This is a genomic window from Neobacillus niacini, assembly GCF_023715785.1.
Taxonomy (GTDB): Bacteria; Bacillota; Bacilli; order Bacillales; family Cytobacillaceae; genus Neobacillus; species Neobacillus niacini_E.
The window spans coordinates 22,741-47,594 of record NZ_JAMBOX010000014.1 but is presented as its reverse complement, the minus strand read 5'-3'; the positions used below and the strand labels follow the sequence as shown (position 1 = coordinate 47,594).

At 41.9% G+C, this 24,854-nt stretch carries 24 protein-coding genes; 17 read left to right on the top strand and 7 right to left on the bottom strand.

What is annotated here, in order from left to right; all coding sequences use genetic code 11:
* Window positions 1-108: 108 nt before the first annotated feature.
* The 5 genes from ppc to M3234_RS21320 all read left to right on the top strand — a co-directional run bounded on the left by ppc (window position 109) and on the right by M3234_RS21320 (window position 8,327).
* Window positions 109-2,871 (top strand): phosphoenolpyruvate carboxylase, encoded by a 2,763-nt coding sequence (ppc, locus tag M3234_RS21340; protein WP_262306644.1) that lies wholly within the window; start codon window positions 109-111, stop codon window positions 2,869-2,871.
* Between the two features lie 223 nt (window positions 2,872-3,094).
* Window positions 3,095-5,698, top strand: a complete 2,604-nt coding sequence (gene adhE, locus M3234_RS21335) for a bifunctional acetaldehyde-CoA/alcohol dehydrogenase (RefSeq protein WP_262306643.1) — start codon at window positions 3,095-3,097, stop codon at window positions 5,696-5,698.
* Window positions 5,699-5,830: 132 nt separating this feature from the next.
* Entirely contained in the window at window positions 5,831-6,571 is a 741-nt protein-coding gene (locus tag M3234_RS21330; protein ID WP_262306642.1) for a hypothetical protein, read from the top strand.
* 16 nt (window positions 6,572-6,587) lie between these two features.
* Window positions 6,588-7,226 (top strand): polyhydroxyalkanoate biosynthesis repressor PhaR, encoded by a 639-nt coding sequence (locus M3234_RS21325; protein WP_262306641.1) that lies wholly within the window; start codon window positions 6,588-6,590, stop codon window positions 7,224-7,226.
* A 21-nt stretch (window positions 7,227-7,247) separates the two neighbouring features.
* Window positions 7,248-8,327, top strand: coding sequence for an alpha/beta fold hydrolase (locus tag M3234_RS21320; RefSeq protein ID WP_262306640.1), 1,080 nt, complete (start codon window positions 7,248-7,250; stop codon window positions 8,325-8,327).
* A gap of 71 nt (window positions 8,328-8,398) precedes the next feature.
* Here the strand turns inward: M3234_RS21320 and M3234_RS21315 are convergent, their stop codons facing one another.
* Complete coding sequence (locus M3234_RS21315; protein ID WP_262306639.1) at window positions 8,399-9,181, bottom strand: alpha/beta fold hydrolase; 783 nt, start codon at window positions 9,179-9,181, stop codon at window positions 8,399-8,401.
* 148 nt (window positions 9,182-9,329) lie between these two features.
* On the opposite strand from M3234_RS21315, the gene phaQ reads away from it, so the two are divergent.
* The 5 genes from phaQ (at window position 9,330) to M3234_RS21290 (ending at window position 11,808) form a co-directional block, all read left to right on the top strand.
* A complete protein-coding gene (phaQ, locus tag M3234_RS21310) occupies window positions 9,330-9,779 on the top strand; it encodes a poly-beta-hydroxybutyrate-responsive repressor (protein ID WP_262306638.1) in 450 nt (149 codons plus the stop codon).
* Complete coding sequence (locus M3234_RS21305) at window positions 9,748-10,341, top strand: hypothetical protein (protein WP_262306637.1); 594 nt, start codon at window positions 9,748-9,750, stop codon at window positions 10,339-10,341. The genes phaQ and M3234_RS21305 overlap by 32 nt, the downstream gene beginning before the upstream one ends.
* 189 nt (window positions 10,342-10,530) lie before the next feature.
* Entirely contained in the window at window positions 10,531-11,349 is an 819-nt protein-coding gene (locus M3234_RS21300; protein WP_262306729.1) for an undecaprenyl-diphosphate phosphatase, read from the top strand.
* 186 nt (window positions 11,350-11,535) lie between these two features.
* The gene (locus M3234_RS21295) at window positions 11,536-11,631 is read left to right on the top strand and encodes a YjcZ family sporulation protein (RefSeq protein WP_082693063.1); all 96 of its coding nucleotides are present in this window, start codon (window positions 11,536-11,538) and stop codon (window positions 11,629-11,631) included.
* Window positions 11,632-11,655: 24 nt separating this feature from the next.
* The gene (locus tag M3234_RS21290; RefSeq protein ID WP_262306636.1) at window positions 11,656-11,808 is read left to right on the top strand and encodes a YjcZ family sporulation protein; all 153 of its coding nucleotides are present in this window, start codon (window positions 11,656-11,658) and stop codon (window positions 11,806-11,808) included.
* Between the two features lie 49 nt (window positions 11,809-11,857).
* Here the strand turns inward: M3234_RS21290 and M3234_RS21285 are convergent, their stop codons facing one another.
* Both M3234_RS21285 and M3234_RS21280 read right to left on the bottom strand, forming a co-directional pair.
* The gene (locus tag M3234_RS21285) at window positions 11,858-13,579 is read right to left on the bottom strand and encodes an AAA family ATPase (RefSeq protein WP_262306635.1); all 1,722 of its coding nucleotides are present in this window, start codon (window positions 13,577-13,579) and stop codon (window positions 11,858-11,860) included.
* Between the two features lie 131 nt (window positions 13,580-13,710).
* Window positions 13,711-13,971, bottom strand: a complete 261-nt coding sequence (locus M3234_RS21280; RefSeq protein WP_262306634.1) for a hypothetical protein — start codon at window positions 13,969-13,971, stop codon at window positions 13,711-13,713.
* A gap of 168 nt (window positions 13,972-14,139) precedes the next feature.
* On the opposite strand from M3234_RS21280, the gene M3234_RS21275 reads away from it, so the two are divergent.
* From M3234_RS21275 to M3234_RS21265, 3 genes are all read left to right on the top strand, one after another.
* Window positions 14,140-15,720, top strand: coding sequence for a peptide chain release factor 3 (locus M3234_RS21275; protein WP_262306633.1), 1,581 nt, complete (start codon window positions 14,140-14,142; stop codon window positions 15,718-15,720).
* Window positions 15,721-15,882: 162 nt separating this feature from the next.
* On the top strand, window positions 15,883-16,629 hold the full coding sequence (gene sigI / locus M3234_RS21270) for an RNA polymerase sigma factor SigI (protein WP_262306632.1): 747 nt from the start codon (window positions 15,883-15,885) through the stop codon (window positions 16,627-16,629).
* The gene (locus tag M3234_RS21265; RefSeq protein ID WP_262306631.1) at window positions 16,626-17,720 is read left to right on the top strand and encodes an anti-sigma factor domain-containing protein; all 1,095 of its coding nucleotides are present in this window, start codon (window positions 16,626-16,628) and stop codon (window positions 17,718-17,720) included. Before sigI ends, M3234_RS21265 begins: the two co-directional genes overlap by 4 nt.
* 158 nt (window positions 17,721-17,878) lie before the next feature.
* On the opposite strand, the gene M3234_RS21260 is transcribed toward M3234_RS21265, so the two are convergent.
* Together M3234_RS21260 and M3234_RS21255 are read right to left on the bottom strand one after the other, a co-directional pair.
* Window positions 17,879-18,079, bottom strand: coding sequence for an alpha/beta-type small acid-soluble spore protein (locus M3234_RS21260; RefSeq protein WP_066317684.1), 201 nt, complete (start codon window positions 18,077-18,079; stop codon window positions 17,879-17,881).
* A 101-nt stretch (window positions 18,080-18,180) separates the two neighbouring features.
* Complete coding sequence (locus tag M3234_RS21255; RefSeq protein ID WP_396953975.1) at window positions 18,181-18,531, bottom strand: DUF3905 domain-containing protein; 351 nt, start codon at window positions 18,529-18,531, stop codon at window positions 18,181-18,183.
* Window positions 18,532-18,782: 251 nt separating this feature from the next.
* Here M3234_RS21255 and M3234_RS21250 point away from each other — a divergent pair, with 251 nt between their 5' ends.
* A complete protein-coding gene (locus M3234_RS21250) occupies window positions 18,783-18,944 on the top strand; it encodes a hypothetical protein (protein WP_172799274.1) in 162 nt (53 codons plus the stop codon).
* On the top strand, window positions 18,945-19,076 hold the full coding sequence (locus tag M3234_RS29370) for a hypothetical protein (protein ID WP_285858577.1): 132 nt from the start codon (window positions 18,945-18,947) through the stop codon (window positions 19,074-19,076).
* Window positions 19,077-19,095: 19 nt separating this feature from the next.
* Here the strand turns inward: M3234_RS29370 and M3234_RS21245 are convergent, their stop codons facing one another.
* A complete protein-coding gene (locus tag M3234_RS21245; RefSeq protein ID WP_262306630.1) occupies window positions 19,096-20,844 on the bottom strand; it encodes a B12-binding domain-containing radical SAM protein in 1,749 nt (582 codons plus the stop codon).
* 359 nt (window positions 20,845-21,203) lie between these two features.
* Here M3234_RS21245 and M3234_RS21240 point away from each other — a divergent pair, with 359 nt between their 5' ends.
* Together M3234_RS21240 and M3234_RS21235 are read left to right on the top strand one after the other, a co-directional pair.
* Window positions 21,204-22,217: a 2-oxoacid:acceptor oxidoreductase family protein gene (locus M3234_RS21240; RefSeq protein ID WP_262306629.1), complete on the top strand. Its 1,014-nt coding sequence runs from the start codon at window positions 21,204-21,206 to the stop codon at window positions 22,215-22,217.
* On the top strand, window positions 22,217-24,511 hold the full coding sequence (locus M3234_RS21235) for a thiamine pyrophosphate-dependent enzyme (RefSeq protein WP_262306628.1): 2,295 nt from the start codon (window positions 22,217-22,219) through the stop codon (window positions 24,509-24,511). Before M3234_RS21240 ends, M3234_RS21235 begins: the two co-directional genes overlap by 1 nt.
* On the opposite strand, the gene M3234_RS29580 is transcribed toward M3234_RS21235, so the two are convergent.
* Window positions 24,506-24,805 carry a hypothetical protein gene (locus M3234_RS29580; RefSeq protein WP_311315676.1) on the bottom strand — a complete coding sequence of 100 codons (300 nt, stop codon included), beginning with the start codon at window positions 24,803-24,805 and terminating at the stop codon, window positions 24,506-24,508. The genes M3234_RS21235 and M3234_RS29580 overlap by 6 nt on opposite strands.
* Between the last annotated feature and the right edge of the window lie 49 nt (window positions 24,806-24,854).

Sequence of the window (24,854 nt, the reverse complement as noted above, 5' to 3'; positions counted from 1 at the left end):
TGCGGGGGCGCAGCTATCATTTTTTAACAAAGAAATGAAATTAATGATTAAACAACTTCGTGAGATATGTTATAGTAATACTTAAAAAAATCAAGGGAAGGTGAGAGCATGGCAGCCGATTTGAGAACCAATAACAACAGTCTTCCATTGCGTCGCGATGTAAAGTTACTCGGAAATATGTTAGGTGAAATTCTTAAAAACCATGGCGGGGACGAACTTTTTGATACAGTCGAAAAAATCCGTCATATGACCAAATCGCTTCGGACCCATTTTGATCAGGAAATCTATTCCGAATTAAAGCAGGAAATAGCCAGCCTGAGCGTCCCGTTGCGAAAACAAGTAATCAGGGCATTTTCAATGTATTTCCATTTAATCAATGCCGCAGAGCAAAATCACCGAATCCGCAGAAGGAGGGAATACCTTCTTCAGGATGACTCGATTGTCCAGCCAGGTTCAATCGATAGTGCGGTTTTATCGTTAAAAGAAAACGATATTCATGAAGATACCATCCAAAATGTTTTAAATTCCATGTCTCTTGAACTGGTTATAACAGCCCATCCCACTGAGGCGACAAAACGGTCGATTCTTGAAATCCAACAGCGAATTGCCGGGATTTTGAAGAGTCTTGACCAGCCATTGCTCTCACAAAGGGAACGAGGAAAACTGGAGGAGAGTCTGTTCAATGAAGTGGCGATTCTCTGGCAGACAGATGAATTACGGTACCATAAGCCAACGGTAATGGATGAAGTGCGCAACGGACTTTATTATTTTGACCAAACGCTTTTTGATGTATTGCCTGATATTCATCAGGATTTGTCCGACTGCCTGGAAAAAAATTATCATAATGGATCATGGGAGGTTCCCAATTTCCTGAGATTTGGGTCTTGGATTGGCGGAGACCGTGATGGCAACCCAAATGTAACCCATGATTTAACATGGGATACACTTAAGCGTCAGCGACGACTTGTCTTGAAAAAATATACTAATGTGTTAGTCGATTTGATGAAACGTTACAGCCATTCAACAACACGAGTGAAGGTCAGTGAGGAACTGCTTGCCTTCCTTGATGAAAATGAAGCCCTGATTTTAACGGAAGACAAAAGGTGGCCGAACCGAAATGAGGTATACCGTCGGGCATTTGCTATCATGATTGAACGGGTAAAACAGGTTGGAAAATCAGATTTGGGATATCGGACCGCCGAAGAATTTTTGGCCGACCTTGAAATGATCACAAGAAGTCTTAAGAAACATCATCCAGTTAAACATGAATTGAAAATTATTCAAAAGCTGATCCGTCAGGTTCAATTATTCGGCTTTCATTTGGCAACACTCGATATTCGCAATCATAGCGGGGAGCACGAGGCGGCAATGACCGAAATCCTGAAAAAGGTCGGAATCGCGGAGAATTATGCCGAACTTTCTGAAACCGAGAGGGTAAATATCCTGCAAAATATTCTTCGTGACCCGCGGCCGCTGTTATTGCTGCATGAAGATTATTCAGCGGAGACACAGGAAATGATCAAGGTTTTTCAAATGATTAAACAAGCCCATGAAGAGTTTGGGAAACGGTCGATTAGTGTGTATCTCGTCAGTATGACAAAATCCCCGAGCGATTTGCTGGAGGTGCTTGTTTTAGCGAAAGAGGCCGGACTATATCGTCTCCATGCTGATGGGAAATTAGAGAGCTATATAAATGTAGCGCCGCTTCTTGAAACGATTGATGATTTAACATCTGGCCCGAAAATTATGGAAACACTTTTCAATATGCCGGTTTACCGCCAGCATCTGAGGGCACTTGGCGATCAGCAGGAAATTATGCTGGGCTATTCGGATGGTAGTAAAGACGGCGGGACATTAACAGCAAACTGGAAGCTGTACAAAGCCCAGATCGAAATTCACGACATGGCTAAGCGCTTTTCCATTCGCTTAAAATTTTTTCACGGCCGCGGTGGTTCTTTGGGCCGGGGAGGCGGACCGCTAAATAAAAGCATTTTGTCCCAGCCAGCAGAAACGATTGGCGATGGAGTGAAAATTACTGAGCAGGGGGAAGTGCTATCCTCACGCTATCTGTTGGAGGATATTGCCTATCGGAGCCTGGAACAGGCAACATCCACACTACTGTTAGCGTCTGCAAAAGTGTCGAAAGTGTCGGAACAGGGACAAATCCGGGACAGTGAATGGGAAACTGCGATTGAGGAAATTTCTGATGCGGCCCTTGCCCATTATCAATCCCTTGTCTTTGAAGATCCGGACTTTCTCAGCTACTTTCATCAGGCCACCCCATTGAGGGAACTGGGCGAACTAAACATTGGCTCCAGACCGATGAGCCGCAAAAATAAAGGGCGGTTTGAGGATTTAAGAGCCATTCCATGGGTATTCGCCTGGACACAGAGCCGCCAGTTGCTTCCTGGGTGGTATGCTTCTGGAACCGGTCTCGAAACATTTGCAGCCAAAGGCGAAAAGAATTTGGATCTGTTGCGCGATATGTATCACAAGTGGCCGTTTTTCCAATCGACCATTGATAATCTGCAGATGGCATTAATGAAAGCCGATATTGCAACGGCAAAGGAATATCTATCCCTTGTTGATGACCAAGGAATGGCTAAAAGAATTTTTACAAACATTCTCGAGGAGTATGAGCGAACAAAAGCCATCCTTCTGAAAATAACCGAGGATAACGAACTGCTTGACCATACGCCAAATATTAAGGAATCTGTATTTAGGCGGAATCCATATGTGGATCCACTGAATTTCCTACAGGTTGAGCTGATTAGACAGCTGCGAAAACAGGACGAGCCAAGCGACGAATTATTAACGGAAGTATTATTAACCATCAGTGGGATCTCTGCAGGTCTTAGAAACACAGGCTGATAAGTCTAAAAGTCATAAACACTATAACATGTGTTTATGGCTTTTTTTTGCGTGCAGACTAAATTTCGAAATTTTTGTGAACATTTGGAAAATGAATGGGTATTCATTCATTTTTACGCATAATTCGACAAAGTTCGGAAATCGCCCGTGATATATTTTTCCCAGAAGCGGGAGAACTTACGCATTACTTGCAAATTCTAAAAAACCTGGAAGGATGATTTAAATGGCTGTGAAAGAAAAAGTGATGCAAGAGAAGCATCAAGTAGTGGAAATGGTTGATGTTTTGGCCAGTAACGGAGCAAAAGCGCTAAACGAATTCCGCTGCTATACCCAAGAAATGGTAGACGAGATTGTCAAACAGATGGCGCTTGCAGCTCTTGAAAATCACCGGTACCTTGCCAAGCTGGCCGTAAAAGAGACCCAGCGGGGTGTTTATGAGGATAAGGTATTTAAAAATATGTTTGCTACAGAGATGATTTATAACAACATCAGGGATATGAAATCGGTCGGGGTCATTAATGAAAACGATCATGAGGGCATGGTGGAGATGGCCGAACCGGTTGGCGTAATTGCTGGTGTCATCCCGATCACCAATCCGACATCTACGGTTATTTTTAAATCTTTAATTTCATTAAAAACCCGTAATCCGATTATCTTTGCCTTCCCCCGCTACGCGCAGAAATGCTGCAGTATAGCTGCTCAAATAATGCAGGAGGCGGCTGTTAAGGCTGGTGCTCCTGAGAACTGCATCCAGTGGATTGAAACACCTTCCCACGAGGCGTTCCAAGCATTAATGAAACATCCGAAGGTTGCTCTTATTCTGGCAACGGGCGGGCCAAACCTTGTTAAAGCCGCATATAGCTCCGGCAAGCCGGCTCTCGGTGTCGGTGCCGGCAACGTGCCATCCTATATTGAAAAAACAGCAAACATTAAACGAGCTGTCAATGATATCATCCTGTCGAAAACCTTCGATAACGGGATGATTTGCGCCTCAGAACAAGCCCTTGTCATCGATCAGGAGATATATGACGAGATAAGAAAGGAGTTCATAGAAAATAATTGTTATTTCTTGAATGAAGAAGAAAGGGTAATGGTGGAACAAGTTGTCATTGATCCTAAACAAGCCGCGCTGAATCCAATGATAGTCGGACTGCCGGCGTATATGATTGCAAAAATGGCCGGTGTCAATGTTCCTGTCAATACAAAGATCCTAATAGCTGAAATGGAGGGTGTGGGGCCGAAGTACCCTCTGTCGTGTGAAAAATTAAGCCCGATTCTTGCCTGTTACAAGGTTAAGAGTTTCGCGGAAGGTCTACTAATTTGTGAACAGACGCTTGAATATGGAGGGCTGGGCCATTCGGCAGCCATCCATACGACAGATCAGGATGTGATTGAAGAATTTTCGCTAAGAATGAAAGCAGGAAGAATTCTTGCCAATTCGCCGACAACACACGGGGCAATGGGCGATGTCTATAATACTTCTTTACCGTCTCTTACCATCGGATGCGGAACATATGGAGGGAACTCAGTGTCACAGAATGTTGGGGCAGCAAACCTATTGAATATCAAGAGGGTGCCGAAAAGAAGAACAATGACTCAATGGTTTAAGGTACCATCGCAAATATTTTTTGAGAAAAACTCGATTCAAATGCTTGCATCCATTCCGGGCATTTCTAGAGCCTTTATTGTTACCAGCGGCAGCTCCCTTACAAATGGCTATGTCGAAAAGGTGCAGTATTACTTAAGAAAGAATTCAAACCAAGTTCTTTGTGATGTGTTTTGGGAAATTGATCAAGAACCAAGTATCGATACAGTCATGGCCGGGGCAGAAAGAATGAGGAAATTCAAGCCAGACTTCATTATTGCTCTTGGGGGCGGTTCGGTCATGGACGCGGCTAAAGCAATGTGGTTGTTCTACGAACATCCTGATGCAGATTTCAAGAGTCTGACCCAGAAATTCTTTGACCCGGGCAAAAGAGTCGTAAAGTTTCCGACACTTCGCACGAAAGCAAATTTCATTGCGATACCGACTACTTCTGGTACGGGTTCAGAGGTCACATCTGCGTCTGTCATATCGGATAAAAAGGCTAATATTAAATATCCGTTGGTTGATGTACAGTTGACACCTGACGTGGCAATCATTGATCCCCAGTTTGTCATGACTGTGCCCAAACATGTAACGGCTGATACTGGAATGGATGTTTTAACACATGCGATTGAAGCCTATGTTTCAGTTTTGGCAAATGATTATACCGATGGATTGGCGATAAAGGCAATCCAGCTTGTATTTGAATATTTGCCAAGGGCATACCGGGATGGCGGCGATGAGCTTGCCCGAGAAAAAATGCATAATGCTGCAACAATCGCCGGAATGGCTTTCGGAAATGCCTTCCTTGGTATTAACCACAGCCTTGCCCACGTGCTTGGAGCACAGTTTCATATCCCGCATGGTCGGGCTAACGCCATTATGCTCCCATATGTCATCCGCTTTAACGCGATGAAGCCGAATAAATTAATGACGTTCCCTAAATATGAGCACTTTATTGCCGATGAGCGGTACGCAGAAATTGCCAGAGCTCTTGGATTGCCGGCAAGCACTGTAGAAGAGGGGATAGAAAGTTTAATCGGAGCGGTAATTAAACTTGTAAAGGAATTGGAGATGCCGCTGTCCATTAAAGACTATGGAATTAACAAAGAAGATTTTGAAACTAAACTAAATGAACTTGCTGAGCGAGCCTTTGATGATCAGGATACAATTGCCAATCCAAAAATGCCGCTGGTAAGTGAACTTGCGGAAATCTATCGTCAAGCATATAAGGGATTATAAGATATGCCCTAAGTTAAATATCGAAAATTCTGTGAACAGGCAATAAAGTAGTGTCAAAATTTGGCTAAACTTTCATCGGAGATTTTTAAAATTTGATATAATTTAGAAAACTCTTCCAAAGGAGAGATAATCATGGCCGAGAAAAAAGAACATGGAAAACAGACTAATAGAAATGAACAGGATTTATTTGAGCAGGCACCGGAACAAGAACTGGCAGTAACAGCGGATGCAGGGAAATCGGAAGAAGCACCCGAAGTCCGGGCAAATGAGGAAAACGTGGATGAGCAGGAAAAGCAGGTTGAAGCGGTCAATCAAGAGCAGCTTTCAAGCCTGGATCTGCTATGGCGGCTTGCTTTTGGGGAATTGGACGAATGGGCGAAACGGGCGAATTTCCGTGACGAGGTATTTTTAACCGAGGCGAAGCTTTTTACGGAAAGCATGGAACGGAATCGGGAAAATATCAAAGCAGCAGCCGAGAAGTTCAGTAAGGAATTTGCCGAATGGGAACGGACTGCTCGGGAGGAATTTCTAATGTCGACTACCAGTCTGGGCCATTTTTTCCCGATTAAATCATACGAAGAAATTAATCAGCAAATTGACCAAATTCAAAAGAGAACATTGTCTATTCTGGAAACTCCTTGCTCGGCTATAACGAATCACCAGGCAGCGGAGAAATATTACGAGATGATTGGACAATACATCGCCATTAGGAAAAAATTCAGACAACAATATATAAAAACGGTGAAACAGGCAGGAAATCTGATCTATGAAAATCAAAAAGGGTTAGTCAATCTGGTTTCCAGACAAATTAAAACGTTGGTGTTCCCACTTAATAAATATTTGGAAAAATCAGAGGAGCTTACAAAATCATAACTGGGGGGTGTTCAATATGAGTAATGAGAAACCATTTGACCCACTAATGGGGTATAAACTGATAGGGGAAATGTGGGAAAAGCAAATAATGGGTCTGTTATTTAAGATGACCGATAACAAAGAATTTGTCCGCACAGCCAACATGGGACTTGACCTGCATTCAAGATATGTCGAGCGATTAAGAAGAAACCAGGAGCTTATCGCGGCCGTTATGAATATTCCCACAAAGAAGGATGTCGCTAATGCAGCAAAGCGGTCAATCCAGGCTGAAGAAAAAATTGATAGTTTAGAAGAGTTGATATGGGGGTTACAGGACGGTTTAGCGGAATGGAGCAAAGAAAATTTATCTTTCCTGCAACAGGTGGCCGATACTGTCAATCAGATAAAGTCTGAATTACAGCAAACCAGGGCCGAATTGGAAGAAACCAAAAAAAAAGGTGCTGATTTCCATGAATTGCGCCAAGGTATGCTTGAACTGAAAATTATGCAAGTGAATCTTCAAGATATGAGGAAAGAGCTTGCCCAATTGGAGGGCATCAAACAAGAATTAGCCGATTTTAAGGAAATGCTGGGCAAAGAGAAAGATAAGGAGAAAGAGAAAGCGAAGAAAACAAAAAAGGAAAAAGAGTTAGTTCTGCCTGGGACTTCTAATTAATGATGAGAGGGGGATATGACATTGAGCACAAGAGTATCAGCCAAAAACTTTTTACAGCCATTTAATTTAGAAAAAGAAACGACAAGATGGAATCAGGTTTATAAGGTTATGACAGAGCCCAAGCCGGATATTATCCCTACCCCGAGGGAATGTGTGTGGAAAAAAAATAAAGCGGTATTATGGTATCATCCTGCAAAGGAAAAAAAATATGACATCCCGGTCTTTATGGTTTATTCATTATTGAACAAGACTTATATTTTGGATGTTGGTGAGGGGAGCAGTGTTGTCGGAGGCCTGGTTGAACGAGGCTATGACGTTTATCTGCTTGATTTTGGTACACCAGGGCTTGAGGATGCCGATATAACCCTTGATAATTATATTGTCGATTATTTGGAAACAGCTATTAGACGAGCAATTAGACATTCAAGTGCAAAAGAAATTTCTTTGATGGGATATTGTTATGGAGGAGCAATGGCTGCTATCGTGGCCTCCATTACAGACCTCCCGATAAAAAATTTGGTACTTGCCGCCGTCCCAATCGATTTTAGCATTTCGACTGTACCGCAAAAATGGCTCGAAGGGATTCAAAGGGGCGAGCTGAACTTTGACCGCTTCGCCAATGCCTATGAAACCCTTCCGTCGGAGTTCCTTTACCTAATGTTTAAGCTGATTACACCGTTGGAAGGAACCAAGTTTGTCAACTTGTATACCCGCGCGCATGACGAGAAATATGTTGAAAAATGGCGGCGTATGGATAAATGGACAAAGGATTCACAGTCATTTGCGGGTGCTGCGTTCAAACAGTTATTTAACGATCTGTACAAAGAAAACAAACTGTTAAAAGGTGAGCTGGTGATTGGTAACAGGAAAGTAGATTTAAAAAATATCAAATGCCCACTGTTTGTGTTCTCTTGTTCACGTGATACATTGGTTGCCGAGAAGCAAAGCCTGCCAATAATGGACCTTGTTTCAAGTGAGGATAGGACCTATGAGGTATATGAAGGCGGCCATGTTTCGTTGGTCGTTACAGGGGCATTTGCGGAAATTATGGACCCGTGGCTGGCCAAACGCTCAAATCAAGTTACAGAAACCCTCGTATAAACAAGCGGGGTACTGAATAAATTATTAACGGGAAGTCAGGGTGGGGGCCCTTTCTTCCCGTTTATATCATATTATCCGGCATTTTTTTGCTGATCGAGGAATTTCCGCAGCAGACGGTTGAACCGGTCTTTTGCCTCCAATTTGGCAAGATGGCCGGTATTCCTCAAAATAATAAATTCAGAATGCGGGATCAGCTTGTGCATACAGGCTTGAATCCAAACTGGCAAAACGGTATCATATTGCCCGCCGACAATCAGGGTCGGAACATGGATCGTCGGAAGCAGCGCCCGATTATTGACCTCTAGACAGGTTTTTAACGACTTAATAAAAGTTTCACGTTTTGGCCTGAATAGCTTGTTAAATTTCTCCACTGTATCATGGTTCCAAGAATACAGAGCCATACGTGCCAGATATTCAGCTTCTTTACCAGAAGCAGTGACCGATTCAAACTTTGCCTTGCGATTTTCAAATAACAAACTTTTGAGTTTCTCCGGGAAAAAGTGAAATGTACTGACTAAAATGAGAGAACGACAGTGAGAGGGTGACTGGCGGTAAATTTCCTGTGCAACGGCTCCACCCATTGACAAACCAAGAATGTGAGCGTTTTCAATTTTTAGTTCGTGCAATAATGAAATGACATCAGCAGCAAAGTTTGGAATGGAAATTCCATCGAATCTAGTACACTCTCCGTGACCGCGCAAATCAGGTATGATTAATTCATATCGATCAGCAAGTTCATATTGATGCTGCCACCCCTCCTTTACTTCACCTAACCCATGGATCAGCACCAATGGCTCCCCCATGCCAAAATGCAAATAAGGAATCCCTGATTTACTTTTTTTCGCTTTTTCCATTTCACACCACCTTTTTCATTTTTATTAGTGTATAACCAAGCTGACAAAATTGTAAACATTTTACTGCAACTTTTAGTAATATTTATTGACAATATTGACAAAATATTACTTATAGGTGTAAAATACATATAGGTGAGGTGATAAAGATATGGTAAACCAAGATAATCAATCAGTCAATCCTTCAAAAAATTTTGTGCTGCCATTTATTTTATTGCTTCTTAGCAAAGTCTCTCTACATGGATATGAACTAAGCCAGAAGCTTGAATCATTCGGCTTTAAGACGCTAGATCAGGGGAATTTATACAGAATGCTAAGGCAGTTGGAAAAAGAAGAACTTGTTTCTTCTGAATGGGATACAACCGGGGCGGGTCCGGCAAAAAGGAAATACTCCATTACTAAAGCAGGTATTACATACTTAAAGGGCTACGCCAATCAACTGGAAACATACCAATCCCTACTTGACCAATTTTTCAAAATGTATACCAGTGTTCTTGAGCTCTATTTTCCTTCATTTCAAAAGAAGGATCCGATAGAGAAAGTCAATACTAGTAAGGGGAGGAAGAACGATGGCACAGAAGAAGATGGAAACGGTACCTGAAGTTGAAGAAAAAGTCATGCCGGGAGCTAAAGGATCGTTTGTCACTACTTTTTGGGATCAATATGAGCTATCACGCGAACGTTCGGAAAAGCTTCGCGAAGACCGGGAGGATGCTTACCTAAATGCCATTAGGGAAGTGATCAAGTTTAATAAGCAATACAGAAAGTCTTTGGCCAAATTATATGACCAGACGAAAAAGACGAACAAGGAAATGGTTTCAGAAGTTGCTCATCAGTTTAACGCCCGTAAAGAGGAAAATAAGGAAGACGTTATCCCTGTTGTTCAGGAAAATGACGGTGAGGAATTGAAGAAACAACTGAAAGAGGTTTCAGGCCAATTGGAGAAATTGGCATTGACACCAATCAAGTCATTTGTTCAGATTGTGGATCAACTCGAGGATAATTTTGAAAAAAATGCCGAATCGAATATTGCCTTTGCACGAGAGCGCCGCAAAGCATGGCTTGAAGTCAGAAAGGAATATGTGAATTTGGCAAGAGACACACACTTAAATCTGGTCGAGCGCAGCAAAAACAGCTTGAAGGAGCTTGTTAAAACCCGCTAAGCGTAAATAAAGGAGTCTAGTCAACATTGACGGTCAACAATCATTACATTAGATAAAGCCATAATTCCTTATTAAAAGGGAGTTGTGGCTTTTTGTTTTTATCTTGCCAACCTGATAAGATAATGAGAAAATGGGAAAGTTGGATATTACTATTTACGGGTAAGGGGAATTTAAAACGTGGAATTACTAATGATTATAAAAGCAATTATATTGGGATTGGTGGAAGGATTAACGGAATTTGCCCCCGTATCATCCACAGGACATATGATTATTGTGGATGATATGTGGTTGAGGTCTGAGGAGTTTTTGACAAAACATGGTGCCAATACCTTTAAGGTTGTCATTCAGTTGGGTTCAATTTTGGCTGTGGTTGTTACCTTTAAAAATCGATTTATCAATCTATTAAGCTTTGGACGTTTCAGTAAAGCTGAAATCCAGGGTAATGGCCGCCTCAAGTTATCACAGGTAATCGTCGGACTCATTCCGGCTGGTGTGTTGGGCGTCCTATTTAACGACTATATTGACGATTATTTATTTTCAACAGCAACTGTATTAATTGGTTTGGTTATTGGGGCACTATTGATGATAGCGGCGGATTATCTCGGTCCGATCAGGCCAAAAACGCAGTCAGTTGATGAAATAACGTATAAACAAGCGTTGATTGTCGGTTTGTTCCAATGCTTATCGCTATGGCCAGGCTTTTCAAGATCCGGTTCAACGATTTCCGGAGGGGTATTGACCGGAATGAGCCATCGGGTTGCCGCTGACTTTACGTTCATTATGGCCGTGCCGATTATGGCGGGTGCGAGCTTTCTTTCTTTATTAAAAAACTGGGAATATATGACGATGGATGCTCTGCCTGTTTTCGTGGCCGGGTTTATCAGTGCCTTTATCTTTGCGCTTGTTTCAATCCGCTTTTTCTTAAAGCTGATTAATAAAGTTAGGTTGGTACCGTTTGCCATCTATCGAATTGTGTTGGCAGGAGTCATTTATTTTGTTTTCTTTTAAGAAATGGCTAATACATATGGTGAAAAACAGCTTTCCAATTGGAAGGCTGTTTTTTTGCCTAAAAATATCATAAAAAGATGGGCTTATCCCTTTTTTTCAAAATTGGGTAATAGGGATATGTGTCTATTGCACATTATTATCTAGGTGAATAGGATATATAGAATTCAAAAAAGGAGGTAATGTTAAATGTCAGGTGCAGTTGGCGGCTACGGTGCAGGATTCGCCCTGATCGTTGTTCTGTTCATCTTGTTAGTCATTATAGGTGCTGCTTGGATTTGGTAATATTATAAAAAGGAGGTAATAAATATGGCATTTGGATATGGCGGATTTGGTGGCTTTGGCGGCGGCTTCGGCGGCTGCGGTTACGGCGGCTTCGGCTATGGCTATGGTGGCAGCTTCGTATTAATCGTTGTATTATTCATCCTGTTGATTATTGTTGGGGCTGCTTGCTACTATTAATAAATGAAAAAATAAACCCGTCTGGATCACCAGACGGGTTTTTACGCATTTAGATTGCTTCATCCATTTTACCCCTAACTATTTCCTCTACTTCAAATCCCTCTAATGTTTCTTTTTTCAATAAAGCATCGACCAATTGCTGATACTGATATGGATGGTCATCAATAAGCTTTTCCGCTTTATGGATACCTTTTGAAAATAGTTCCTGCATTTTTTCTTCTTTGTCCTGCTTGTTGAACGTCAAGGTAAACCCGTCTTGAAGCATGCCAATTTCGACCATTTGCTCAATAATATGTTTGGCTTGCTGGACGTCGCCGCTGACGCCGATGCTGTGTTCGCCAAGCTGTTTTCGTTCTGCGACACCGCCTGCCAATACCATTGCAACGCGGTCCAGCAAATCGCTGGTTGTCGATAAATGAAGCTCTTTTGGAATCGGGGCCACATAACCAAGCGCCTCGCCACGTGGAATAATGGTTGCTTTTCTCACCGACCCGGGTTTCGTTAAGGAAGCGACAAGGGCATGGCCAGCCTCATGGATGGCAACACGGCGTTTCGTTTCAGGGTCCTGAAGCGAACGGGATGTGCTTCCCAAAATGGTTCGGTCGAGAGCGTAGTCAAGGTCTTGTTTCCTAATCATTTCGTGACGGTTGCGAATCGCATGACGGCTTGCCGTTTCGAACAGCGAAAATAGCTCAGCCCCTGAGAAGCCGGAAGTGCTTTCCGCCAATTCATCTAATGATGAAAGAACATCCGGGGCTAGTGACTTGCCTCTTACATGAATGTCAATAATCTCTCTACGCCCCTTTGTATCCGGGAGCGGAACATGGAAGGAGAAGTCGATTCTCCCCGGGCGGACGAAGGCTTCGTCGAGCATATCTTTCCGGTTGGTTGCAGCAATAAATAATATGCCATCATTGGAATGACCTCCATCAAGCTGTACCAGTAGCTCGGTCAATGTTTTCTCCGCTTCCTCGTTGCCATGCGCTTTTCTTCTGCCGGCAAGGGCGTCCACCTCATCGATAAATATGACGGCAGGGCGCTGTTTTCTAGCCTCCTTAAACAAGGAGCGGACACGGCTTGCGCCAACACCGACAAACATCTCATTAAAGGCTGAACCGCTTGCGGTAAAAAATGAAGCATTTAGTTCTCGGGCAATGGCTTGTGCAAGCAGGGTTTTCCCCGTCCCAGGAGGTCCGTATAATAGGATTCCTTTCGGTGGATTGATTCCTAATTTGCGTGCCCTTTCGGTATCTTTTAGAGTTGTTAATGTTTGCTGGATTTCTTCTATCATTTCGTCACCTAGTCCGCCAACGTCATTTAGGGTTATGTTCGGCAACGGACGGGCTTTTGAGACACTATTATTCATCGAATTGCCTGGGCCAAAGCCGCCTTTTGTCTTGTAAACAGCAAAAACAGCTCCGGCAAGCAAGAGGAGAACACCGCCCAACACCCATTTCCCGTAACGGCTGCTGGAGGAAAAGGAATAGGCGATATTATATCGTTCGACCAGCTTTTCGACCATCTGGCTATTTGGCGGGACGTGGGAGACATATTCTTTTTCTCCTGCCTTCAGATAAAGGCTGCCATCGGTTCGTTGTATGAGAGTAACAGACTTTCCATTTTGATTCTGAACAATATTCTCAACTGAAGAAAATGGGATTTCAATTTCTTTATTTACCGATTGAATTGACCATATGATTCCGGTACAAATTAAAAGTAAAGCCGCAAATAGAGGAATAAATTTCGTTGCGGTTTTTTTGCTTTGATTCATTAGCTCATAACCTCCCTATACAAGAGTCTTAATCTATTATAATGCGATTTCCAATAAAATGGATGTGGAAATCAGTGGAAGCTTGAGCAATAGAAAAACACACCAATTAGGATACTGGTGTGTTTATGGATTTAGGATAATAATCGAAGGTGAGGAATAATCGGCATCAATACACTTTGGGCAAGAACTCCGACGCTGACCCCGATGCAGGAAGCTTTTTTCCATTTAAAGACATGAACTTTTTGATCTTGGCCTTCATATAAAAATAGCAGCTGCTCGCCTTCTTCCGCAATGCCGATTTTTTTATATTTAATTTTATTTTGATCAAGAACAATCTCAAACGCTTTCTGGATTAACTCCAGGGTTGGCTGGTCAATCTTTGTAATATCCATGGTTCCTCCTAATTCGCGATTTCAATATATCTACATTATAGTCCTTTCTCCAAATGGATAAAAGAAATTATCATTCCCATTCACTGAAATATTGCAAACTGACCGTTTGCGAGATAATATTGAAATATTGGACAAAATTTTAAAGTTGTCAAAAGAGAGGAAGACAAGATGGGTAACAATTTGAAAAAAGAAGTGTTATCGCGCCGGACGTTTGCGATTATTTCTCACCCGGATGCCGGTAAAACGACATTAACCGAAAAATTATTATTATTTGGAGGAGCCATCCGTGATGCCGGAACGGTCAAGGCAAAGAAAACGGGGAAATTTGCCACAAGTGACTGGATGGAAATTGAAAAGCAGCGGGGAATCTCCGTTACCTCCAGTGTCATGCAATTTGATTATGATGGATATCGTGTAAATATTTTGGATACCCCAGGCCACCAGGATTTTAGTGAAGATACGTATCGGACGCTAATGGCTGTCGATAGCGCCGTGATGATTATCGATTCAGCCAAGGGGATTGAGGAGCAAACCCTGAAATTATTTAAAGTTTGCCGGATGCGGGGAATTCCGATTTTTACCTTTATGAACAAGCTGGACCGGCAAGGCAAGCCGCCGCTTGAACTTCTGGCAGAATTGGAAGAGGTACTTGGGATTGAATCCTATCCTATGAATTGGCCAATCGGGATGGGAAAAGAGTTTCTTGGGATTTATGACCGGTATTATAATCGTGTCGAACAATTCCGGGTGGACGAGGATGAACGCTTTATTCCGTTAAATGACGATGGTGAAATTGAGGGCAGCCATAAACTGAAAGATTCAGGACTGTATGACCAAACATTGGAAGAAATCATGCTGCTAAATGAGGCCGGGAACGAATTTTCAGCCGAAAGGGTGGCTGCGGGAAATCTGACACCTGTTTTCTTCGGCAGTGCACTGACCAATTTCGGGGTCCAAACCTTTTTGGAGACGTATTTGCAATTTGCACCGCCGCCGAAGCCACGTAATTCATCAATTGGTGAAATAGATCCGCTTTCAGAAGAATTTTCTGGTTTTGTATTCAAAATCCAAGCCAATATGAACCCGGCCCACCGTGACCGGATTGCTTTTGTCCGCATTTGTTCTGGAAAATTTGAGCGCGGAATGTCTATCAATGTCCCACGTTTAGGGAAACAATTAAAGCTTTCCCAATCCACTTCCTTTATGGCGGAGGAGCGCAATACAGTTGAACAGGCAGTCAGCGGTGATATTATCGGTTTATATGACACGGGAACTTATCAAATTGGCGATACGTTGACTACTGGAAAGAATGATTTCCAATTTGAAAAATTGCCTCAGTTTACCCCGGAACTATTTGTCAGGGTTTCGGCGAAAAACGTTATGAAGCAAAAATCGTTTTATAAGGGAATACAGCAGCTTGTTCAAGAAGGAGCGATTCAGCTTTATAAAACGATAAGAATGGAGGATTATATTCTGGGGGCTGTTGGGCAGCTTCAGTTTGAAGTATTCGAGCATCGAATGAAGAATGAATATAATTCCGAGGTACTAATGGAGCGGCTCGGCTCCAAAATTGCCCGCTGGGTAGAGGATGACAAGGTAGATGAGAATCTGTCGAGCTCCAGAAGTCTTTTGGTAAAAGATCGTTACGATCATTTTGTGTTCTTATTTGAAAATGAATTTGCACTTAGATGGTTCCAAGAAAAAAATCCTCAAGTTAAACTTTATAATCCGATGGACCAGAATGACTAAAAAAAGGCGGAGCATTTTCCGCCTTTTTTTATTGGATAAATTTTTTTAAAACCCCCATAACATAATAGACACAAACGTAATTATTTAGTAATAGCAATGCTTTGCCCCCATAAAGACCTATAAATAATTCTATGTTATAATGGGTCGAATAGAGGTGAGCAAATGCTGAGTTTATTATTTTTGGCCAAGAAGAAGAAGCGGACCTTAGAAGAAACAGTCAGCCTCATTCAACAAGGTGACCAATCATTGCTTAATGAGTTAATCGAAGCATATAAACCTTTTGTCGCTAAAACAGTTTCCTCTGTGTGCAGGCGCTATATTTATGATACCGACGATGAATTTAGCATTGGGCTTATCGCGTTTAATGAAGCGATTGAAAAGTATTCACCTAAAAAGGGCAGCTCCTTGCTAAGTTTTTCCGAGGTTGTAATTAAACGGCGGGTTATTGACTATATACGGAAGCAAACCAAAAACCAACATATTAGTATTGATATCACCAATGAATTGCAGGAGGACGAATCCCCAGGAACTGCTATTGTAAATGAGCTTTCTTTGGAGGATTACGAAAAGAAGAATGACGAACAGCTTAGAAAAGAGGAAATTATTCAATTTCAATCCTTATTAGCATCTTTCGGTCTAAAGTTCAGCGATTTGGTGGAAAATTCCCCAAAACATGCGGATGCGCGAAAAAACGCCATCTTAACCGCAAAAATATTAGTCGACCATGATGAACTAAAAACAATATTGTTTGAAAAAAAACGACTGCCCATCAATCAGCTTGAAAAATTGGTGGATGTAAGTCGAAAAACGATTGAACGCAATCGCAAATATATTATTGCAATTGCCTTGATACTATCAAGTGATTACGTGTACATGAAGGATTATCTAAAGGGGGTGCTTGATACATGAGAAAAGGAATAATCATGGATATGGATGAAGGTTTACTTACAGTTTTAACCCCTGACGGAGAATTTCTGCATGCAACAAGACTTGATCGGCCCTATGCAATAGGTGAGGAAATCAGCTTTTTTCCAATTGAAAGAACTATACAGAGTAAAAAGCCTTTTCTCTTTTTTGGACTGAAATCGGTTTTGGCCCTATCGGCTGCGCTCTTAGTTGTGTTTGGATCTCTTTTTCCTATGTATCAGAGCAATCACGCTTACGCCTATATGTCGATCGATGTAAATCCTAGTATTGAACTTGGAATTAATAAAAAAATGCAAGTGGTTGAGTTAACCGGCTTCAATAAAGAGGGCAAAGAAATTATTGCACATCTTAATAATTGGAAGAAACAGGATGTTGCAAAAATAACTAAAACCATCATCAATGAAATGGAAAAGGAAGGTTATTTAAAGGTCAAGAAACAACTAGTGCTTTCCACAGTAAGGACGGAAGAGGCAGAAAAACAGATTGAGAAACAACTTGAAGCAAACATTAAGGAAATAAAAGCTGCTGCAACTGAACAGCAGTTGGAGTTAACGGTCGTATCGGGAACGGAACAGGATTTGCAAAAAGCTCATGAGCTAGGACTTACAACCGGAAAATACCAAACGAAAAGTCGCAATATAAAGCAACATAACGAGAAAAGTAAGGGAGATTCACAGCCGAGTGTCAAGGTACCTCCTGGCCATTTGAAAAAGCAGGATAACGATAACATTGGAATCAGTAATGATATAGTTGAGGCAGCACATCAGGCTGGAAAACAAATGCCTCCAGGGCAGCAAAAGAAGAATGAAGAACAAGCTGAAAAACTGATACCTCCAGGGCAGCAAAAGAAGAATGAGGACCAAGCTGAAAAGCTAATACCTCCAGGGCAGCAAAAGAAGAATGAAAAACAAGCTGAAAAACTGATACCTCCAGGGCAGCAAAAAAAGAATGAAGAACGACCCGAAAAACTAAACAAGGGCCAGTTAAAAAAACAGCTTAATCAAAATTTCGACTCCGGCCACAAAAAACAACCGCAAAATAATAACCGGAAAAATAGAAATCAACACAAATAAAGTCCGGCTGCTGCCGGACTTTTGCCATTTGTATTAAGTTTTTTAGCTAATAACAAATTATGAAATTTTTACTAAATTTTATAATTTGTTAACGCATATAATTCAAAACTAAGCCTCTGTCTTCGTCCTAACGGACTCGCCAATCGGCAAGTTTGAATTTATTGTTGGTTTTGTCCAGACATTTGGGCCTGAGCTTGCTGCACAAGTCTTTTTGTGATTTCTCCACCGACAGAGCCGTTAGCCCGGGATACCGTATCTGAACCCAATTGTACGCCAAACTCTTGCGCGATTTCATATTTTACCTGATCCAAGTATTGCTCGATACCAGGTACCAATAATTTATTTCTGCTGTTAGCCATCAATTATCGCTCCTTTTATCACAGAGAATTTTTTCGCTCTGTAAAGATAGTATGAAATATATTTGTGATTTTCATAAATGGTAATGTTTTGAGTAACTGGCTCAATCTGCCCCTTTGCTCACATCCTTGGTCGGATGCATAAAAGGATAGGCTTGGGGCTTTCTCATGCTTTCCAGCAATTCGCGATTTTCTGTCGTATTCCAGCCGATATCGTTTGTTGGATGGACCCATTCATCGCCAGCCATAATCGCCGGGTCTGTTTCTTCTGTCCAGTTTTCCAAAGGAGAGTTTTCAGAAGCATAGTGGCTGTCACCGATTACTACCCCGTGTTCATTGACAAAGGGGGCCTGCATATCAATACCTGTCCCTGCAAAACTCGGGGCGTTAATTTGATGCGGCATTGTTTCATCTATGCCAATTTTTTCCCGTTTTTCACGTCTGTCTTTTTCCACGATGATCCCCCCTCGTTTATTTTTATTTTGTTCATAAAGTCAAATTTTATTTAGCTAATAAGGAATATAAAATTTTTACCAAATTTTTTTATCACAGCTTCGCACGCATAAGTTCAACTACGCCTCTGTCTTCGGCCTACCGGACTCGCCAGTCGGCGAGTTTCCATTTAAGAAAAAATAAGGAAAGGAATGTTTATAAAAAATTTGTTAAAAACTATAGTTGTAACGATAATTTTTAGGGAGGTCTACTGATGGCAAAGCGCAAGGCAGAATTTGATGCAGTCGAGAAATACAGCAAAACACCTAAGAAAAATATTCAGGAAAGTGAATTCTCGGCCGAATTTACGGATGACAACAATGCCATTAGATTTCAAAACCGCAATTCCAAACAAGGAAAAAAGGGAAGAAGCTAAATGAAAGGCCGACGCAAAACTCCGCCTAGGATTCCGATTGAGGAATTTAGCGTGGAAATCGGCGACGTAAACGGTGTACCGTTGAAGGAAAATTTGAGAAAGTTGTTCAGGAAAAAAGAGAGTAAAAAATAAGCCGGAAAAATCCGGCTTTTTACCTTTCTAAAAACGAAAATACATGTGTATTTTGACTGGAAGGGTCGAAATAGGCCAATAAATACCCCGGATGTTTATCAATCTCTCCTGTATTGAGGTACTTTGTTAAATCAAAGGATAGGTGTTCAAGCACCGTATGCTTGTATAAGTCTTTTTCATCCAGCTTTAATTGGGAGAAATCCTCTCCAGCAAGCATTGGTGATTCGCTTAGAAGACTGTAGATTTTGGTCCGGCTGCTTTTTTCCAATGTGTGCTCCCACCATGGCTTCCTTGGTTTATATTTATGTTTGATCAGGTAATCATACTTCATTAAGCCGATAATAACATCCATATCTTCGACGGATTTCTGCTGCAAAAACGAAAATAATCTCCGGAACAAATCCTCGAGCTGATGCCCAATTCTTGACCAACCCTGTTCATCCCAATAGGACCCAAATTCCTGAAAGAAATCAAACGGAGTCGGAAAAACATGAGTTACCAAATACTCTACAGTAGTATCCATGCGATGGTCGTTCCAATACTTTTCCAAGACATCCTCCACTTGCTTAATCCTGACAATATCATCGAAAGGCAAAACATTATTGCTTAGGATTTCATAAGGGGAATGGTCCATATATACATAATTATGCTCTGCAGCGCGCAGCCTTACCCCAGTACCGCGCAGCATTTTTAAAAAGCCAAGTTGCAACTCCTCCGGCCTCATTTCAAAAACATCGTTAAAGGTTTTTCGAAATGAGGAATAGTCTTCCCCCGGAAGACCGGCAATCAAATCCAGATGCTGGTCAATTTTTTTGCCTTCTTTCACCATGGTGACGGTTCTGGTCAGTTTGGCAAAATTCTGTTTGCGCATGACAAGCTCATTCGTATAGTCATTGGTGGATTGAACACCAATTTCAAAACGGAATAAGCCTTTTGGCGCCTCCTGATTCAAAAATTCAATGACCTCAGGACGCATAATGTCAGCGGTAATCTCAAATTGGAACACAGTCCCGGGCAGATGTTCATCGATCAAAAAGCGAAACATTTCCATCGCATAACTGCGGCTAATGTTAAAAGTGCGGTCAACGAACTTAATCGTCTTAGCACCGTTTGCCATCAAATAACGAATATCTTCCTTAATCCTATCCCGTTCAAAATAACGGACTCCAACCTCAATCGATGAGAGACAAAATTGGCAGCTAAAGGGGCAGCCCCGACTTGTTTCTATATAAGTAACCCGTTTACCCAAATGCGGGATATCCTCGGAAAAGCGAAAAGGGGAGGGAAGTTCCTTTAAATCGAGTTTATTCCGCTGCGGGGTAATGACGATCTTGCCGGCAGTATCCCGGTAGGCTACACCATGGACATTTTGCAAATTATTGGTGGTCTCCAGTTCGGTTAACAGCTGTTTAAATGTTTGTTCCCCTTCGCCCATGACGACGTAATCAATCTCAGGGTACTTTTCCATCCATTCTTTTGTATCGTAGGACACTTCAGGTCCCCCTAAGACAATCCTTAGCTCCGTGTCAATTTTTTTAAGCATATTGATAACCTTTAATGTTTCTTCAATATTCCATATATAACAGCTGAAACCAATAACATCTGCTTTTTGTTGATGGAGATCTGAAACAATATTCATCACTGGGTCCTTTATGGTATATTCTTTCAATTTCACATCATATTCGGGAGAGGCATATGCCTTCAAGCAACGTATGGCAAGATTAGTGTGAATGTATTTTGCATTTAATGTAGAACAAATAACCTTCATGAAATAGCTCCTTTTCAAAAATAAAACAATATATAATTATAACTTATTTTTACCGTAAAAGACAGTGGACAACCCCTTGTTAACACGCGAAACGCGATTGATCCCAGAAAACAGCTGCCAACCATTTTGTTATGATGAAACTAACTGTTATATTACAACCTAAAATCTGTTATATAATTAAATAATTTGATTTGATAATGATTTATATGTAAAAAGATAAAGTGTTTCATAGATTTTTGGCACATGTTTGATTTTTGTCACAGCTAATTAAATATAAATGTCCTACAATGGTTTTGGAAGTTAAATTTTTTATGTCTTTTTCGTGTAGTTTTTTTGAACGAAGTGAGGAGGGGGACATTATGTCAATTTTACCGAAAAAAAATGAACTAGGATTTTTTGAAATCCGTTTGGAATCCATCGGCGGCCTCGGGGCCAATCTAGCCGGAAAAATGCTGGCAGAAGCCGGTGTCCTAAGCCTAGGTCTTAGAGGGTCGAACTTTTCATCTTACGGTTCCGAGAAAAAGGGATCCCCGGTTAAGAGTTTTATCCGTTTTTGCGACCCGGATGTGGAAATTCGCGATCACAGCCCAATTGAACAACCGCATGTTGTTGGTGTGTTTCACGAAGCTTTGTATAAAACAGTAAATGTTGTCAGCGGTTTGCCTGCTGATGGGATTGTGTTGGTCAATACTACAAGAGATTTTGATGATGTAAAAAAGGATTTACAACTTGAGTACGGTACTCTGGCTGTTGTTGACGCGTTAACCATCGCCGTTGAAGAAAAAACAAAAGTTAATACCGCGATGCTTGGGGCACTATTCAGAATTTGTGATTTCCTTGACCCTGAAGCAATGAAAAATGTTATTCGCAAAACATTTGAGAAAAAGTATCCACATTTGGTTGAGCCGAATTTACGAACTTTTGACCGCGGTTACAATGAAGTACAGTTCAAATCCTATGCTGTTCCTGATGGTGCAGTAGGCAAGGCGTTTGTCCGTCCACAGCCTCAGCTTGGATTTTTAACGCAGGAGCTTGGCGGTGTAATTACTGCTCAGGCAAATAGTATTTTAAAAGATTTAAGCGGTTCAAGACAAGGGTTCCTTCCTGAATTAAATCGTGAAAAATGTATTGATTGCGCCGCGTGTGATAATGTTTGTCCGGATTACTGTTTCGTATGGGAAGAGGGCGAGGACAAGCGCGGAAGAAAGCAAATGTTCCTTAAAGGGATTGATTATCAATATTGCAAAGGCTGTCTAAAATGCGTGGAGGCCTGTCCGACAGATGCGCTTAAAGATCTTCGGGAAATGATCGGTTATGCAGACGCAAACCGCGTGAAGAAAAACTTTCCTTATGCAGCAGGAGGTAGTTTATAATGGCTATTTTAGAAGATAAATTGACTTCCAAAGGGGTTGCCGAACAGGTTTCAACCTTTGAATCAGGAAATGAAATGGCTGCAATGGCAGCAGCACAGATCAATTATCATATCATGGGTTACTTCCCAATCACTCCTTCAACTGAAGTTGCCCAGTTTTTAGATCAGATGAAAGCCCGCGGTGAACACGATATAAAGCTAATTCCGGCAGATGGCGAACATGGTTCGGCTGGAATTTGTTATGGAGCAGCTGCTACCGGCGCCCGTGTATTCAATGCAACTAGCGCCAATGGTTTCTTATATATGATTGAACAATTGCCGGTCCAGGCAGGCACAAGATTTCCAATGGTTATGAACCTGGTGACTCGTGCTGTAAGCGGTCCGCTTGATATCCGCGGTGACCACTCTGATCTTTACTACGGATTGAACACAGGCTGGGTAATTTTGACGGCAAGAACGCCTCAGGCTGTTTACGATATGAATATTATGGCGTTGAAAGTGGCCGAGCATTCCAAGGTCCGCTTGCCGGTTATTGTCGCATATGATGGATTCTGGACCTCCCATCAAAAGCGCAGAGTCGAATACTTTAAAGATCGCCGTGTCGTTCAACAATTTGTCGGCGAGTGTCCGACTGATTACAATTTTATTAGGGATCCGAAGCAGCCGGTGACAATCGGTGCCCATATGAACGGTGAGGATTTGATGAATAATCACTTCCAGCAGTCAGAGGCAATGTACAATGCTGCAGAAGTGTTCAAGGAAGTTGCATCAGAGTATGCAAAGCTTTCCGGAAGAGAATACCCTGTTCTAGATTTATATAAAATGGAAGATGCCGAAGTTGCATTATTCCTCTTAAACTCCGCTGCCGAGTCGGCCAAGGATGTTGTTGATCAGCTTCGTGCCCAAGGCATTAAAGCAGGGGTAATCAGCCCGAATATTATTCGTCCATTCCCAGCCATGGAAATCCGTAAAGCCTTGAAAAATGTGAAAGCATTATTAGTTGGCGAACGTGCTGATTCTTATGGCGCTCATGGACCTAATTTGACTCATGAAGTGAAATCTGCGCTTCAAGATGACAAGGATAACAAAACAATCGTTTTAAGCCGAGTTTTTGGCATGGGCGGCAAGGATTTCTATGCGAGTGATGCCCATGAATTCTTCAAGATGGCCATTGACGCTATGGAGAGGGGCTATGCTGAGAAGCCGTTTGACTATTTTGGTGTGGTTCCGGGGAATCCTGAGAAAATTCTGAAGCCTGTCATTGCCCCTCAGCATGGCGATGTGTATAAATCCGGATTGATAGAAGTCAAAATGGACGAAGAAACAAATAAATTAAAGGTGAAAATCCCGCCGCTAAGAATGTTGACTTCGAAACCGAAACGAATCGCTTCTGGCCATGGGGCCTGCCCTGGCTGCGGTATTTTCGGCGGACTTGAATTATTCTTTAAGGGGATTGAAGGCGATATTGTCACCCTATTCCAAACAGGTTGCGCCTATGTTACAACAACAGCCTATCCATACAGTTCACATAAGCAAACGATGATGCACAACCTATTCCAAAATGGTGCCGCAACCTTATCGGGTACTGTTGAGGCGTTTATGGAATTAAAGCGCCGCGGAGAGATCAATGTATCTGATGATGCAACATTCGTCATGATTACCGGTGACGGCGGCATGGATATCGGTATGGGTTCAGCAATTGGTACGGCACTACGCGGCCATAAATTGATTATGCTGGAATACGACAATGAAGGCTACATGAATACTGGTTCGCAAATGTCTTATTCCACACCGCTCGGCCATATGACCAGCACATCCGGCGTCGGAAAGACACAAAAAGGGAAGTCTTTCCACCATAAAGACACCGTTCAAATCATGGCAGCCACCAATATTCCTTATGTTTTTACCGGATCGGAAGCATTCCCGCAGGATCTGGTCAAGAAAGGTGCCAAAGCCCAGTGGTATGCACAAAATGTGGGCCCGGTATATGGCAAACTGTTAATTACCTGTCCGCTTAACTGGAAATCCGAAGACCGCTACGGGACAAAAATTCTTGAAGCAGCCGTCAATTCTTGCTTCTTCCCACTTTACGAGGTGGAGCAGGGGGTAACAACGGTTACCTACAATCCTGAGGAGAAGAAAAAGCGTGTTCCGGTAACCGAGTGGTTTAAATACATGGGTAAAACAAAACATCTACTAAAAGAAGAAAACAAACATTTAGTGGAACAGTTTGAAACAGAAGTGGAGAAGAGATGGCAACGGCTCATAGCTAGGCATGAAAATCAATGGTTATAATAGTAAAGCATGGCAGTCAGGGGCATTCCCCCTCCTGCCATGCTTTTTAGTTATAATACTCCGGTTTGCGGTCGGTAAAAATCGGGATTTGACTGCGAATATTTTTGACCAGATCCAGATCGATTTCTGCTGATAAAATTTCCTCGGTTTCACCAGCCAGTTTACTGTACTGACAAACAAGCTCACCCCGCTGTCGTTAACATTTGCAACGGAGCCGTAATTTTTATCTGGTTCGCCAAAAGCAATATCCATTTGCAGACAAGCAATTTTTAAATTACCTTTCTCTCTCCTCATAGTAAAATTCTGAATTTTTACTTTACAAGCTGTTATAAAGTAATATCAT